The organism is Nonomuraea turkmeniaca, assembly GCF_005889735.1.
GTDB classification, from domain to species: Bacteria; Actinomycetota; Actinomycetes; order Streptosporangiales; family Streptosporangiaceae; genus Nonomuraea; species Nonomuraea turkmeniaca.
Genome location: NZ_VCKY01000258.1, coordinates 1 through 14628, shown reverse-complemented (window position 1 = coordinate 14628; position 14628 = coordinate 1). Strand labels below are relative to the sequence as shown.

At 70.8% G+C, this 14628-nt stretch carries 15 protein-coding genes and 1 pseudogene; 10 read left to right on the top strand and 6 right to left on the bottom strand.

Annotated features, from left to right (window positions below; genetic code table 11):
- The coding region (locus tag ETD86_RS45415; protein WP_138672832.1) for a LysR family transcriptional regulator at window positions 1-784 on the bottom strand (784 nt) is incomplete at its 3' end.
- 70 nt (window positions 785-854) lie between these two features.
- Here ETD86_RS45415 and ETD86_RS45410 point away from each other — a divergent pair.
- The 6 genes and pseudogenes from ETD86_RS45410 to ETD86_RS58755 form a co-directional block, all read left to right on the top strand.
- Window positions 855-1814: an NAD-dependent epimerase/dehydratase family protein gene (locus ETD86_RS45410; RefSeq protein ID WP_138672831.1), complete on the top strand. Its 960-nt coding sequence runs from the start codon at window positions 855-857 to the stop codon at window positions 1812-1814.
- A gap of 6 nt (window positions 1815-1820) precedes the next feature.
- Complete coding sequence (locus tag ETD86_RS45405; RefSeq protein ID WP_138672830.1) at window positions 1821-2708, top strand: aldo/keto reductase; 888 nt, start codon at window positions 1821-1823, stop codon at window positions 2706-2708.
- Window positions 2709-2737: 29 nt separating this feature from the next.
- Window positions 2738-2878, top strand: a complete 141-nt coding sequence (locus ETD86_RS56070) for a hypothetical protein (RefSeq protein WP_170223617.1) — start codon at window positions 2738-2740, stop codon at window positions 2876-2878.
- 156 nt (window positions 2879-3034) lie between these two features.
- Entirely contained in the window at window positions 3035-3172 is a 138-nt protein-coding gene (locus tag ETD86_RS56065) for a hypothetical protein (RefSeq protein ID WP_170223615.1), read from the top strand.
- Window positions 3169-3585 carry an alcohol dehydrogenase catalytic domain-containing protein gene (locus ETD86_RS58760; protein ID WP_246149282.1) on the top strand — a complete coding sequence of 139 codons (417 nt, stop codon included), beginning with the start codon at window positions 3169-3171 and terminating at the stop codon, window positions 3583-3585. The genes ETD86_RS56065 and ETD86_RS58760 overlap by 4 nt, the downstream gene beginning before the upstream one ends.
- Window positions 3477-3824, top strand: a pseudogene (locus ETD86_RS58755) (zinc-binding dehydrogenase); the annotation flags it as partial. The gene ETD86_RS58760 and the pseudogene ETD86_RS58755, both read left to right, overlap by 109 nt.
- 194 nt (window positions 3825-4018) lie before the next feature.
- On the opposite strand, the gene ETD86_RS45395 reads toward ETD86_RS58755, so the two are convergent.
- From ETD86_RS45395 to ETD86_RS45375, 5 genes are read right to left on the bottom strand one after another with little or no spacing between them, the layout of a single operon-like run.
- Entirely contained in the window at window positions 4019-4726 is a 708-nt protein-coding gene (locus ETD86_RS45395) for an alpha/beta fold hydrolase (protein ID WP_138672829.1), read from the bottom strand.
- 3 nt (window positions 4727-4729) lie between these two features.
- A complete protein-coding gene (locus tag ETD86_RS45390) occupies window positions 4730-7618 on the bottom strand; it encodes a Tat pathway signal sequence domain protein (protein WP_138672828.1) in 2889 nt (962 codons plus the stop codon).
- 22 nt (window positions 7619-7640) lie between these two features.
- Window positions 7641-9209 carry an extracellular solute-binding protein gene (locus tag ETD86_RS45385; protein ID WP_138672827.1) on the bottom strand — a complete coding sequence of 523 codons (1569 nt, stop codon included), beginning with the start codon at window positions 9207-9209 and terminating at the stop codon, window positions 7641-7643.
- A gap of 28 nt (window positions 9210-9237) precedes the next feature.
- A complete protein-coding gene (locus ETD86_RS45380) occupies window positions 9238-10101 on the bottom strand; it encodes a carbohydrate ABC transporter permease (protein WP_138672826.1) in 864 nt (287 codons plus the stop codon).
- Window positions 10098-10985 carry an ABC transporter permease gene (locus tag ETD86_RS45375; RefSeq protein WP_211370719.1) on the bottom strand — a complete coding sequence of 296 codons (888 nt, stop codon included), beginning with the start codon at window positions 10983-10985 and terminating at the stop codon, window positions 10098-10100. Before ETD86_RS45375 ends, ETD86_RS45380 begins: the two co-directional genes overlap by 4 nt.
- 364 nt (window positions 10986-11349) lie before the next feature.
- Here ETD86_RS45375 and ETD86_RS45370 point away from each other — a divergent pair, with 364 nt between their 5' ends.
- The 4 genes from ETD86_RS45370 to ETD86_RS45355 form a co-directional block, all read left to right on the top strand.
- Entirely contained in the window at window positions 11350-12336 is a 987-nt protein-coding gene (locus ETD86_RS45370; protein WP_138672824.1) for a hydroxyacid dehydrogenase, read from the top strand.
- A 53-nt stretch (window positions 12337-12389) separates the two neighbouring features.
- On the top strand, window positions 12390-13400 hold the full coding sequence (locus tag ETD86_RS45365) for an aminotransferase class V-fold PLP-dependent enzyme (protein WP_138672823.1): 1011 nt from the start codon (window positions 12390-12392) through the stop codon (window positions 13398-13400).
- 45 nt (window positions 13401-13445) lie between these two features.
- Window positions 13446-14171 carry a ThuA domain-containing protein gene (locus tag ETD86_RS45360; protein WP_138672822.1) on the top strand — a complete coding sequence of 242 codons (726 nt, stop codon included), beginning with the start codon at window positions 13446-13448 and terminating at the stop codon, window positions 14169-14171.
- A 54-nt stretch (window positions 14172-14225) separates the two neighbouring features.
- A partial coding sequence (locus ETD86_RS45355; RefSeq protein WP_170223616.1) for a Gfo/Idh/MocA family oxidoreductase occupies window positions 14226-14628 on the top strand: 403 nt, incomplete at its 3' end.

Below are 14628 nucleotides of genomic sequence, written 5' to 3'. Positions count from 1 at the left end.
GGACGACGGCCAGGCCGGGCGTCTCGGGCGCCAGGCAGATGGCAGGCACCAGGCTGACGCCCAGGCCCGCCGCGGTGAGCGCCTGGGCGAGGTGATAGTCGCTGGTGGAGCCGCTGACCCGCAGCTCGAACCCGGCCGCGGCCGCGTAGCCCCGCAGGAACGTCTCCGTCTTGGAGCAGCCGATCACCCAGGGCTGCTCGGCCAGGTCGGCCAGGTCCACGCACGCCCGGCCCGCCAGCGGATGGGCGGTCGGCAGCGCCACGGACAACGGATCCTCCGCCAGCGGCGTCCACCTCAACCCGGTACGGTCCCCGGGCAGCACCGGCAGCGGCCCGTCGAAGTGGTAGGCGATGGCCAGATCCGCCTCGCCGCGCCGGACCAAAGGCAGACTGTCCTCGGGCTCCCGCTCCACCACGTTCACCTCCACCCGGGGATGGGCGGCGACGAACCGCGTGAGCACGCCGGGCAGCAGCGCGCGGCCCGCGCTGGTGAACGTGGCGATGGTCAGCCGCCCCCGGCCGGAGGCCAGCTCATCGATGCGCTCCCGGGCGTGCCGCAGCTCGGCCGCGATCGTCTCGGCCGTTTCCACCAGGAGCCGCCCCGGTTCCGTGAGGACCACACCGCGGGTGCTGCGGATGACGACACGGGTGCCGAGCTGCCGTTCCAGCGCGGCGATCTGCTGGGAGACGGCGGACGGCGTGAGCAGCATCGCGGCCGCCGCGCGGTTGAAGCTGCCGTACGCGGCCACCTCCCGCAGCACCCGCAGCCGATGAGCGTCGATCAACAGTTTTCCTTAACACGGAATCAGTAAGTCATCACTACTTCTGGGGACGCTACACGGCCAGGCTTGGCTCATGCCACAGATCTGCGTCATCGGCGGCAACCGCTACTTCGGCCGCCACCTGATCGGCCTGTTCCAGGACGCGGGAGCCCACGTCACCGTGGTCAACCGGGGATCGGCGCCGCAGCCGCCCGGAACCGACCACGTCATCGCCGACCGGGACGACGAGGAGGCGCTCACCCGCGCCCTGGGGACCCGGACGTTCGACGCCGTCGTCGACCAGGTCTGCTACACCCCCGTCCAGGCGGCCGTGGCCCGCCGGGTCTTCACCGGCCGCACCGCCCGCTACGTGATGACCTCGACGATGGAGGTCTACGACCCGGCCACCTGCGCATCCCCGCGGCCCCCGGCCGCCACCCCGGTTCCGGAGAGCACCGTGGACCCGGCCGGCCGGCCGGTGACGTGGGACCTGCCGTGGCGGTCCTCGGCCGCCCTCACCCGCCTCGTCGGCGAGGCCACGGCGTACGCGGAGGGCAAGCGCCAGGCAGAGGCGGTGTTCTCCCGCGACCCGGTGTTCCCGTTCGTCTCCGTACGCAGCGCTCACGTCCTCGGCGGCGGCCCACGGGACTTCACCGGGCGGCTGCGCCACTACGTGGCACGCATCACCGCGGGCCGTCCCGTCGCCGTGCACCGCGACCCCGCCCGCACGTCGTTCGTCCACCACGAGGAGATCGCCGCGTTCCTGCACTGGACGGCCACGCGGTCCGACTTCACCGGCCCGGTCAACGCCGCCTCCCATGGCGCCTTCACCGTGACGGACCTGTGCGAGGCGATCGCGGCCGCGACCGCCTCGCCGTCCCCCGTCTACCGCACCGTCCCCGAGGGCGAGCCCGCCTCCCCGTTCTCCTTCGACCGCCCGTACGCGATGAGCACCGCCCGCGCCACCGCGCTCGGCTTCTCGCTCACCAAGGTCACCGACTGGCTGCCGAGCGCGGTCGCGGAGACCACCGCCGAGATCTCCCAGGAAGTCTGAAAGACCATGCTCCCCCGCCGCATCGGAACCACCGTCGTCAGCGCCATCGGCCTGGGCGCCATGCCGCTGTCCATCGAGGGCCGCCCCGGCCGCGCCCGCGCGATCGCCACCGTGCACGCCGCCCTCGACGCGGGCATCACCCTCATCGACACGGCCGACTCCTACCACTGGCACGCCGGCGAACGCGGCCACAACGAGGAGCTCCTGGCCCAGGCCCTGGCCGCCTGGCCCGGCGACATCTCGGACCTCCTCATCGCCACCAAGGGCGGGCGCACCCGGCCCGGCGATGGCAGCTGGACCGTGAACGGCCACCCCGGCCACATCAGACGCGCCTGCGAGGGCTCCCTGCGCCGCCTGGGCGTGTCGGCGATCGGCCTCTACCAACTGCACAAGCCCGACCCGGACGTTCCCTGGGCCGACTCGGTGGGCGCCCTGCGCGACCTGCTCGACGCGGGTCTCATCCGCGCCGCGGGCCTCTCCAACGTGACCTGCGACCAGATTCATGAGGCCCGGGCCATCCTCGGGGACTCCCTGGTCTCGGTCCAGAACCGCTACTCCCCGCAGCACCGCGACAGCCTCCCCGAACTCCGCCTCTGCGACCGCCTCGGCATCGCCTTCCTCCCGTGGAGCCCGCTGGGAGGCATCGCCCGCAGCGCCCTGGACGGTCCCGGCCACACCGTGCCGCGCACCCCGTTCCACGCCGTGGCCGAGGAACGCCGCAGCACCCCTCAGCAGATCTGCCTGGCCTGGCACCTGGCCCACTCCCAGCACGTCATCCCCATCCCGGGCGCCACCCGTCCGGAATCGGCCCGCTCGTCGGCCCGGGCGGCGGCGCTGGTCCTGACGGAGGAGGAGCTGGCCCGGCTGCCGTCCCTCGGGCTCAGCCGGGCATGAGCCGGGCCAGCTCCATGCCGTGTCAGGTCGTGGTCGCGTCGTCGCGTGCGCACCGGATCACCTCGCCGATCATGCTCGCGGCCGCGGTGCGCCTCGACATGACCGTGCCGGCTTGCGGTATTCAGGAGTACATGGGGTATGCGGAGAAGACCGCGGTTCCGGACTGGTGACCGCCGTGACCGTACCGTCGCTCAGCCTGGCCACCCTGGACCGCCTCGACGAGGCGCAGCGGCCCCGCACCGATCCGCGCTTCCCGCAGGTCAGTGGCAGGGGAGCCATCGTCATGACGGACAACGTAGCGGCGGCCGCCCCGCGACCATCGCCCGGTGGTGGCGGCGACGCCGACCGCGGTGACCGGCCTGGTGGACGGCGGCGGCCATACTCGGGTCTACTCGCTCGTGTCGGCGCTGTTGTCGCCCGAGTCGTGCGGGCGTGACCTGGTCAGGCTGGAGGAGGCTGCGTGAAGGCCGTCGTGGTGCACGGTCCCGGGGATCTGCGGATCGAGGAGGTGCCCGACCCCTCGCCGGGCGAGGGAGAGGTGCTGCTCGCCCTGGAGTGGGGCGGCATCTGCGGATCCGACATCGGCTACTGGCGGCACGGAGCCTCCGGCACCGCCGTGCTCCGGCACCCCCTGGTGCTCGGGCACGAGGTGGCGGGCCGGATCGCCGGGGCCGGCGCAGCGGGGCTGGAGCCGGGGCGGGCCGTCACGGTCCACCCGGTGGTGGCGGCGGGCGAGCTGCCGAGCCGCTCGCCGTCGCCCTGCACGCGGTGCGCCGCGCCGGCGACGTACGCGGCAAGGACGTGCTCGTCAACGGAGCCGGGCCGATCGGGTCGCTGGTCGTCGCGGCGGCGAAACACCGCGGGGCCAGGACCGTGATCGCCGCCGACGTGAGCGCCGCACCGCTCGGCATCGCCAGGGCCATGGGCGCCGACGAGGTGGCCGACCTGGGCGCGGGCGAGCGGCTCCCGGACGACGTCGACGTGGTGATCGAGGCGTCGGGGGCCACCGCGGCCCTCGCGGGGGTGCTGCGGGCGACCGCTCGCGGCGGGACGCTCGTCCAGGTCGGCAACCTCCCCGGCACCCCGTCCCCGGCCGTCCTGGGAGACCTCGTGACCAGGGAGATCACCTGGATCGGGTCCTACCGCTTCGTCGGCGAGCTCGACGAGGCCCTCGCCGCCATGCGTGACGGCCTGCGGGTCGATCCCCTGGTCACCCGCACGTTTCGGCCTCGACCGGGCGGCCGAGGCCATGGCCGTGGCCGCTGCGGGCGGCGGCAAGGTGATGTTGCGCCTGCGCGGCTGAGCCAGGCTCAGCAGCCGGACAGCACCAGGTCCGCGAATCTCTGCGGCTGCTCCAGGTGCAGGAAATGCCCGGCCTCCGGCCACACGACGGTCGTGGAGCCCGGGTGCGCCGGCAACCCCGCCTCCCACCGCGCGGCCTCCGGCACATTGTGCACGGCGAGCACCGGGCAGGTCCGCCTGGCCAGATACCGCTCGGCCGCCCGCCGCACCCCGAAGGCCCCCGGCCGCGTGTACATGCCGGCGTAGCACTCGGCCAGCACGTGCCCCGGTGTCGCCAGCAGTTGCTCCGTCACCGGCGCGGGCAGCGGCCCGAGCTGCCGCGACGCCGCCGCGGCCCCGTCCGCCCGCAGCGCGGCCAGGCGGCCGGGGATGAGCCGCTCCTCGGCCTCGTCCGCCCCGTAGGCCGGGGCGACGACGACCAGCGCGCGGACCGCCGACGGGTGCTCGACCGCCAGCGCGGTGACGACCTGGCCGCCCATGGAGTGCCCGACGGCCACCACCGGCTCCTCGATCAGCGGCAGCAGATCGCCTGCCAGGTCGGCGGGGGTGTAACCGGTCGCGGGAACCGGGGACTCGCCGTGGCCGCGCAGGTCCACGGCGATCACCCGGCGCTCGCCGAAGTCGAGCGCGTCCCACGCCCGGTGGTCGCCGCCCCATCCGTGCACCAGGAGCAGCGGCGGGCCGGCGGACCCGCGCGTCCGGACGTGCAGTTCCAAGCGTCAGTCCTCCAGGTAGAGGACCACGGTACTGAGCGGCTTGACGTCGATCGGCCCGCCGAGCCGGACCCGCCGGCCGGTGACCAGGTCGCGGGCCGTGCCCGGTCCGGTGGTGTACAGGCGGCGGGTGCGCTCACCGTCGGTGTTCATCCCGATCAGGTAGCGGCCGTAGGAGCAGCGGTAGAACTGCGCCTTGCCCACGAAGAGCTTCTCGACGCCGGGGAAGTCCACGCCGAGCGCCGGGTCGGGCACGTCGGCGGGGTGCGGCCCGACTCTGAGCACCTCGCCGGCGAAGGCCTGGTGCAGCTCGGGGCCGGGCGGCGGGAAACCGCCGGGCGGGATGTGGGAGGCGGCCGGGTCGTTGATGGCGAAGTTGAAGCAGAGCCAGTCCCGCTCGGTCCAGGTCTCGCCGGTCGGGGTGACGGAGCACTGCTGGCGCAGGGTGGCGACCCGGTGGGTGTCGGGGGTGATGTGGTGGACGCGGGCCAGGTTGTTCACGGCCTGCCGTGCCCGCCAGTAGAGGGAGGCGTAGAGGATCTCCTTTCCGTTCTTGATGGCGACGACGCCGTTCTCCTCGTCGGAGAAGACGAAGGCGGGCGCGTCCCAGTCCATCGGGAACGCCTGCGGCTGGGCCGTACGCGCGGTGAACGCGGGCCAGTCGCGCAGGAGCAGGCGCAGCGCGACCACCCCGACCCGCGACCAGGTGTGCGTCTCCAGGAGATCGAGACCGCCGAAGAACTGGTTGTCGGCGACCATGCGCTGGCCGCGGCCGACGATCGCGGGGTCGTCGAAGACGGCGGAGGCCATGAGCGGGTGGCCGTCCCAGTCCACCCGCTGTGCGTAGGTGACGACGCCGGGGTAGTGGTCGTCGCGCCAGCCGACCGCCGCTTCCAGGCGCATGGTCCGGTAGCCGTCGTTGTCGACCTCGGGGTAGCGGAACACGGCCCGCGCGTTGATCATCTTGACCAGCTGCGCCTCGAGTTCGGGGTCCTTGACGCCGTCGAAGCGGGTGACCGCCTCGTACAGCTGCACCAGCCAGCAGGTGACCTCGCCGTAGCTGCCGACGTAGCCGAGCTCCTTGGTCAGCCCCTTGCGCGTGGCCTGGTAGAAGTGCTCGCCCAGGGGCTTGCTCGGGATGCCGGAGGCGTCCTCCCTGCCGAGGAAGGGCCTCGAGCCGATGGCCTGGTGGATGTAGTCGCGGGCCTTCTCCTCAGTCAGCGGCGCCTTGTCGGGACTTATCAGCATCAGGCCGCGGTTGCAGCGGTAGATGCCGAGCGCGCAGATCTGCACCTGGTTGCTGTAGTGCGGCATGTGCTGACGCCAGTACGAGACGGACTCGGCCATCATCGTCGTGTACGCCTCCCGCCGGATCGGCAGGTCCCCCTGATCCGGCTCGGTGGCCCCGTCCAGCGGCGTGACCTCGACGTCGTCGAACCAGGCGGTGCCGCCGCCGTGCACCCGTACGTCCAGGCGGAGCTCGACGGCGGTGGCCGGGGTGGTCAGCTCGGTGGTGATCTGCGTCCAGTCGTTGGTGCCGGTGGGCGCGAGGATCCTCTGGTCGGTGCCGACGATCTTTCCGGCGGGGTCGTAGAAGAGCACGTTGAGGTACGCGCCGGGGGCGGCGACGCTCTCCGTCTTGACCCAGACGCTGTAGCGGTGCCTGCCCTGGCCGATGAGCGTGCGGTTCTGCGAGGTGCTCCACCCGGCGACCGCGCCGGCGTCGGCGGCGACCTTGACCGCACGGGAGCCGCTGCGCTTGACGGTGTCATCCCAGAGCCAGGTGGCGGTACCGGCCCATCGGGCGGTGGTCCAGCCGGCCGGGGCCGTGCCGCCGCGCTCGAACCCGGGGTTGGGCGCGCCCACGGGCCTGGCCCCGATGCGCCGTTCCAGCCGGTCGCCCAGCACGTCCTTGAGCAGGACCAGCACGTGGCCCACCTTGCCGAAGCCCTCCCACTGCTGGTCGGAGGCGATCAGCACGGTGGGGTCGGTGAGCCACTTGGTGTAGCGGGCGTCGACCGCGGCCAACACCTGGTCGAGGGCCTCGGGGTTCTGGTAGGCGGGGCTGTCGGGGTAGAAGTAGCCTTCGGCCAGGCTCAGGTAGGCCCAGGAGTCCATCGAGGCGGCGCTGCCGCCCAGCCAGGTGCGGTGCTCCTTGATCACCCTGGCTTTGATCGTCTCCAGGACCTCGGGTCCCGGCTCGGGGCGGACGGGCGCCTCGGGTGCGGGACCCTGGACGCCGTCTCCGGGGAAGTACGGCTCCCTGTGCGTGGAGAGGCGGTAGAAGGGGCGGGTCGGGTTGTTGAGCGTGCGGTAGAACTCGGCGGCGTTCTGCCCGTAGCCCCAGACCCGGCCCATGGCCCGGATCTCCAGCGTGACCTGCTCCTTGTCCTTGGTCATCACCTCGGGCAGCGGCAGCGTGTGGTAGTGGAACCGGCCTGGCGAGTGGGCGTCCAGGCTGAGGATGTCCAGCGGGTCGACCGCGCCCAGGTGGTAGTGGCCGACCTGTTGCCCTTCGCAGAACAGCTGCAGCCGGGACTGGTCGGCCTCGGTCGGGGCGCGGTCGCCGCCCCAGAGCTTGACGGTCACGTACGTGGTGCCCTCGGGCACGCACTTGACGGTGCAGGCGACGGTGCCACCCCAGGCGCTCGCGGGTGTCTGGGGATTGAGGACGCGGGCGCTCTGGCCGAGCGCCCCGGCCACCACGTCGGACCCCGTCGGGGTGACCGCGTGCGCGGCTTCGGAGGCGGCGTCGCCGAAGATCACCACGTCCAGCGGCCGGCCCGCGGGGGCGGTGGCCGCCGCGGGCTCGGCCAGCAGGTTCCAGCTCGCGGCGGCCGCGACTCCGGCGCCGCTCGCGCGGAGCAGGGTACGCCGGGACAGCTCAGGATTCATGGGGGGTGCGTTCCTTCGCTTCTTACTGGCCCTTGAGGTAGGCGTCGGCCTGCTTGGCCAGCTCCGCCTGGAGCTTGGCCAGGCCGGCCCGGTCCACCGCCTTCTTCAGCTTGTCCAGACCCTGGTCGACGTCCACGGCGCCGATGAACAGCGGGTTGGCGAACTGCGTGAGCGCGGCGGTGACCTGGGTGTTCTCCCGCTTCACCGGCTCGGGGTCGGGGACGAAGCTGGCGTACGGGTCGACGGTGAAGTTGTCGATGTCCTGGGCCCAGTCGAACCACTTGGCCTCGGACTCGGTCATGTCCTTGATCCGGCGCTCCAGCTTGGCCCGCCACGAGAGGGCGAAGCCGGGGAAGGTGTAGGTGGACACCTTCTCGTACGTGTCGTCGCCGACGGGATTCCAGTCCTTGCCGGGCAGGCCGTAGGTGATCAGGTCGTGGTTTTCCTTGATGGACACCCAGTCCTGCAGTTGCATGGCCTTCTCGTTGCTCTGGCCCTTGGCGTTGAGCACGACGAAGTTGTCGCTCTGGAAGGTCTGGTACGGCTTGGCGCTCTCGCCGCCCTTGAGCGGCATCACGTTCGCGATCATGGCACCCGGCACGTTCTTGGTCAGCTCGGGCAGGGCCGTGGAGGACAGGCCGTCGGTCATGGCCCAGCCGGTGGCGACGCGGCCGGCCTTGAACTGGGAGTCCAGCGCCTTCGAGTCCAGGGTGAGGGCGTTCTTGTTGATCAGCCCGTCCTGGTAGTACTTCCGGATCAAGCGCAGCGCGTCCACCATGCCCGGGGCCTCCCACCACGGGATCGGGTTGGACGAGCCGGTCTGCTTGCCGTCGGCGGCCAGGACGAAGTTGAGCGAGTCGCCGGTGAAGGAGGCGATGCTCATGGTGGGGTTGTCCCACATGGAGGGGTTGAGCCAGCCGACCGGGTTCCACGCCACCATCAGCTTGGGCATCCGGGAGCTGACCCCGATCGGAGTGACGTCCTTGTTCTTCTGCTTGACGTCGTACCAGAACTTCTCCAGCCCCGCGAAGTCCGTGATGTCGCTCATGCCGAGCTTCTCGGCCAGGTCCTGGCGGATGCTGAAGTGGTGGAAACGAGCGACCGAGTTGATCTGCGGCAGCCCGTAGAGCTTGCCGCTCCACCGGTTCAACTCAATGATCTTCGGGTCGATCGTCGCGGCCAGGTTGGGGTACTTGCCGCTCGCCAGCAGGCTGCTCAGCTCGACGATCGAGCCGCTTGCCGCGAGCTGGGTCATGTTGAGCCAGCGCGCCTGCAGCGCGGTGTCGAACTTCTCCCCGGCGGTGAACTTCAGCAGCGCCTGCTGGCCGTAGCTGGTCCACGGGATGAACTGCGGATTGATGGTGAAGCCCAGATCGGCCTGGAGCTTCTTGTTGACCTCTGCCAGGACGGCGTCCCAGCCGGCCGGCACGTCGCCGGGCAGCAGCAGGCTCAAGGCGATCGGGCCGCTGGTCTGACCGCCGCCGGCGGCCGGCGCGGTGGAGTCGTCGGAGCAGGCGGCGAGAAGGGCGGCGAGGGACAGACCACCGCCGGCGGCCAGCAGGCCGCGCCGCGACATCATGGGGTTGGACACGGTAACTCCAGAAATGGGGGGAGCGGAATCAGCCCTTGGTGGCACCGAGGGTGATGCCCTTGACGAAGTAGCGCTGGGCAAAGGGGTAGGCGAGCAGGATGGGACCGATGGCGACGGTGGTCAGGGCGAGCCGAAGCTGGTAGACGGGGGTGGCCGCCTCGGCCAGCTGCGGCAGCATCGCCGTGAACGAGATGTTGGAGATCAGGTTCTGCAGGACGAGCGGGAGCGGGAACTTGTGCACGTCGTCGATGAACAGCAGCGCCATGAACCAGTCGTTCCAGTAGTGCACGGCGTAGAAGAGACCGACGACGGCCAGGATCGGCTTGGACAGCGGCAGCGCGATCGTGAAGAAGATGCGCAGCTCACCGGCCCCGTCGATCTTGGCTGACTCGAAGATCGACTCGGGCAGCTGGCGGAAGGCGCTGACCTGGACGAAGACCAGGAACGGCATGACCAGCAGCGGCAGGATGACCGAGAAGTAGCTGTTCTGCAGGTGCAGGTACTGCGTCACCAGCAGATAGAGCGGCACCAGGCCGCCGGAGAACAACATCGGCAGGTACGAGAAGATCGTCAGCGGCCGGCTGATGCCGGGCACCCGGCGAGCGATCACCCAGCTCAGCCCCGACGTCACCGCCAGGGACAGCGCCGTGCCCACGAAGGTGATGAAGACGCTGGCGAGGTAGGCGTTCAGCACCGCCGACCCCGTGAAAATCATCGTGTAGGCGGTGACATCGAAGTCCGGGAAGAAGCTGTAGCCGGTCGTGGCCAGCTTCGTCTCGCTCGTGAACGACCCCGAGATGATCATCCAGAAGGGGATGGCGCAGGCCAGCACGGCGAGGGAGACGCCGATGACGCTGACGACGGTGAACGGCTCCAGCTTTCTGCTGCTCATAGGATGCTCGTCTCCTTCGAGTACTTGCGCTGGATCAGCACCGCGATCACCACGAGGATGAAGCCGACCACCGACTGGAACAGGCCGATCGCGGCGGTGGTGCCGAAGTCGCCGAGCTGGCGCAGCGCGCGGAAGACGTAGGTGTCGATGACGTCGGTGTTGTCGAACAACGTGCCGTTGTCGCCGATGATCGCGTAGATGGTGCCGAAGTCGCCGTAGAAGATCCGGCCCACCCCCAGCACCAGCAGCACCGCCGCGGTGGGCTTCAGCAGCGGCAGCGTGATGCGCCAGGCCATCTGGGCCCGCGAGGCGCCGTCGATCATCCCTGCCTCGTAGACCTCCTCGGGAATGCCCATGATCGCCGCCAGGAAGATGACGCTCAGGTAGCCGCCGAGCTGCCAGATCTTCACCACGGTGAGGATCCACGGCCACGGCCCCGGCTCGGTGTACCAGTCCACCGAGGGCAGCCCGAAACCGGTCAGGGCGTCGTTGACCGCCCCTCCCCCGCCCGAGGCCCCGGCGAGCAGCACCTGCAGGATGATGCTGATCACGACCGGGGAGACGAAGTAGGGGAAGAAGACCACGGACTGGGAGACCCGCTTGAAGAAGGTGCTGCGGATCTCGTTCAGCATGATCGCCAGGATGATCCCCGCGGCCAGCGTCGCCCCCAGGAACAACACGTTCAGGAACAGGGTGTTGAACAGGATCCGCGCCGCGTCCCCGGACTCCAGGAAGTAGGCGAAGTTCTCCAGCCCGTTCCACGGGCTGCCGAAGATCCCCTGGTTGACGTCGAACTCCTTGAACGCCACCACCAGCCCGGCCATCGGCAGGTAGTTGAAGACCAGGAAGAACACGACCGCCGGCAACGCGAGCAGCCCGACCACCCAGCCCTTGCGAGCCGCCGAGCCTCGGGTGCGGCGTCGGCGCCGGGATGGGGGCCCGGTCGGAGGTCTTGTCTGAGGCTCTTGCCTCGCCTTTAGCGTGCTGCTCATCACCGAAGTCCCGTCTGAGGCGGCAGAAGGTGCCCGCGAAGTTGGATAGAAACCGGTAGCTGCGAACGCTACGTCCGAGCGGCATTCACCACAAGGCAGCGTTACGGATACGTTACACACGGGTCGCATCCGGCACCCGTAAAGCGCATTCTTCATGGGATAACGTCGGCCGGCACGTCAACTCGAACGCACCATTGACCACCATCAGTTGTGCTTCTACGGTTAGAAACCGATCCCTACGAATGGAGGCTCGTCCGTGTCCCCACGCCCGAAGGCGCTGTTCGCCATGCGCGAGGAACATCTCGCGCAGCTCTTCCCCGCGCCCTTGCTGCGGCGGCTGGACACGCTGGCCGACATCGACGTGACCCTGGTCGCCGAGCACTTCGACGATCCGCGCCTGGACCTGTCCGAGACCGAGATCCTCATCACCGGCTGGGGCTGCCCGCCGCTCGACGCGGCGGTCCTGGCCCGCGCCCCCCGCCTGCGCGGCGTGCTGCACGCCGCCGGCTCGGTGAAATCCCTGGTCACACCCGCCTGCTGGGAACGCGGCCTGCTGGTGTCCTCGGCCGCCGAGGCCAACGCCGTCCCCGTGGCGGAGTACACGGTCGCCTCGATCCTGCTGGCCGGCAAGGGGGTCTTCGCGCTGAACGAGCGTTACCAGCGCGAGCGCACCTTCACCCTCGCCGAGATCCAGCCGTCCATCGGCAACAACGGCCGGACCGTGGGCATCGTCGGCGCCTCGCGCATCGGCCGCAAGGTGATCGAGCTGCTCTCCCCGTACGACTTCGACCTGTGCCTCTACGACCCCTACACGCTCGTCCCCGGCGTCCGGCAGGTGTCACTGGAGGAGTTGCTGCGCCGCAGCGACATCGTCACCCTGCACGCCCCCGCCACCGCGGAGACCACGCACATGCTGGACCACGAGCGGCTGGCGCTGCTGCCGGACGGCGCGGTGCTGATCAACACCGCCCGGGGAACGCTGGTCGACACCGAGGCCCTCATCGCCGAGCTGAAGACGGGCCGGCTGTCGGCGATCCTCGACGTCACCGAGCCTGAGCCGCTGCCGCCGGACTCGCCGCTGTTCGACCTGCCCAATGCCTTCCTGACCCCGCACATCGCGGGCTCGCACGGCAACGAGGTCTCCCGGATGGGCGCCGCCGTCCTCGACGAGCTGGAACGGCTGGTCGCCGGTTTGCCGCTGGCGCATGGGGTCACGCACGACGACCTTGAGCGGGTCGCCTGAGCCGGGCGCCTTTACATTGTAGATTTGGTTTTTGGGGTCCTAACCTTGGCATCATGGACATCGCCACAGGGCTCTGGGACGCCGATCCCGGCTGGCTCAACACCGCCTCCTACGGACTGCCCCCGCGCCGCGCCTTCGACGAGCTCCAGGCCGTGCTGACCGAATGGCGGCACGGCTCCAGCGACTGGAAGCCGTGGGACGCCTCCGTGGGCCGCTCCCGCGCGGCGTTCGCCCGCATGATCGGCGCGCCGGCCGCGGACGTGACCGTGAGCTCCACCGTCTCGCAGATCATGTCCGTCGTGGCCACGGCCCTGCCGCCGAGCGCCCGGGTCGTGGTGCCGGACATCGAGTTCACCAGCAACCTGTTCCCGTGGGCCGTCGCGGCCGACGTCGAGACCGTTCCCCCCGATCGGCTGGCCGACGCGATCGACGGCTCGACCGCCGCCGTGGCCTTCAGCCTCGTCCAGTCCGCCACCGGGGAGGTCGCCCCGCTCGCCGACATCGTGGCCGCCGCCCGCGCCCACGACGCGCTGGTCATCGCCGACGGCTCGCAGGCGTGCGGCTGGCTGCCCGTGGACGTCGATCAGGGCCTCGACGTGCTGGCGTGCGCGGCGTACAAGTGGCTGATGGCGCCGCGCGGCGCCGCCTTCGGCTACCTGTCGCCGCGGGTGCGCGAGCGCATGCGCCCGCTGGCCGCCGGCTGGTACGCCGGAGCCGGCGAGGCCTACTACGGCCTGCCGCTGCGCCTGGCCTCCGACGCCCGCGCGTTCGACCTGTCGCCGGCGTGGTTCTCGTACGTGGGCGCCGCCCCGGCCATCGAGCTGCTCAACGAGCTGGGCGTCAAGCGTGTCCACGACCACAACGTGGCCCTGGCCAACCGGTTCCGCACCGGCCTCGGACTCGAACCGGGCGACAGCGCCATCGTCTCCGTGGACGCGCCCGGCGAGCGGCTGGAGGCGGCCGGGATCCGCGCGGCCGTCCGGGCGGGCCGGGTACGGGCGAGTTTCCACGTCTACACCACCGCCGACGACGTCGATCGGGCTCTGGACGTGCTGAACGGGTGACCGTTTGGGTACGACGGCGATGACTCATCGACCGGAAGGAAGCGGATGACCGTCAACGTCACCGTCTGGAGCGAGAACTACCACGAACCCCGCGAGGAGGAGGTACGCCGCCGCTACCCCGAGGGCATCCACGGCGCCATCGCCGCCGGGCTGGCGGAGGTGCTGGGCGAGGGTGTCCGCGTCCGCACCGCCGTGCTGGAGGAGCCCGAGCACGGCCTGACGGACCAGGTCCTGACCCAGACCGACGTGCTGACCTGGTGGGGCCACATGGCGCACGACGAGGTGGACGACAAGGTGGTGGACCGCGTACGGCGGCGCGTGCTCGGCGGCATGGGCCTGCTGGTGCTGCACTCCGGCCACTACTCCAAGATCTTCCGTTCGCTGATGGGCTCGACCTGCACCCTGAACTGGCGTGACGCGGGCGAGCGCGAGCTGGTGTGGACGGTCTCCCCCGGCCACCCGATCGCGCACGGCATCCCGCGTCCGCTGGTCCTCGACCGGCACGAGACCTACGGCGAGCCGTTCGACATCCCCGAGCCCGACGAGCTGGTCTTCATCAGCTCCTTCAGCGGCGGCGAGGTGTTCCGCAGCGGCTGCTGCTACCGCAGAGGCCTGGGCAGGATCTTCTACTTCGCCCCGGGCGACCAGGAGTATCCCGTCTACCACCACCCCGACGTACGGCGCGTGCTGGCCAACGCCGTCCTGTGGGCCGCCCCGGAGCACGGCGTCGCCGAGCCCCCGCAGAACGCCCACACCCCCATCCGGTGGTAGGCCCAGTGGCAGGAGACGCATGACAACTGCACGACCCCGCAGGCGCACCACGACGTGACGGTCACCGCGCTGCGGCGCGGGGTGTCGGTGCTGAGCGAGAAACCCATGTCGGTCACCCTCGTCGAGGCGCGGTCCATGGTGAACGTCGCCGACGAGGCGCGGCGGCTGTTCGCGGTCAACCAGAACCGCCGGTTCATGCCGGGACTGGTCGCCTTCCGCCGCACGGTGGCGGAGCTGGGGCCGCTCGGGCTGATGACGTCGGAGTTCTTCATGCCGTACCGGGGGCGCGGCGTTCCTCGACACGCTGGAGCACCCGCTGGTGCAGGACATGGCGATCCACCTGTTCGACGCGGCGCGGGCGGTCTCCGGAGCCGATCCGGTGTCCGTCTACTGCGAGTCGTTCCGGCCTGGCCGCCGGTGGCCCGGCCGTCGTGGGGGCCGGTCAGCGGGGCTGGGG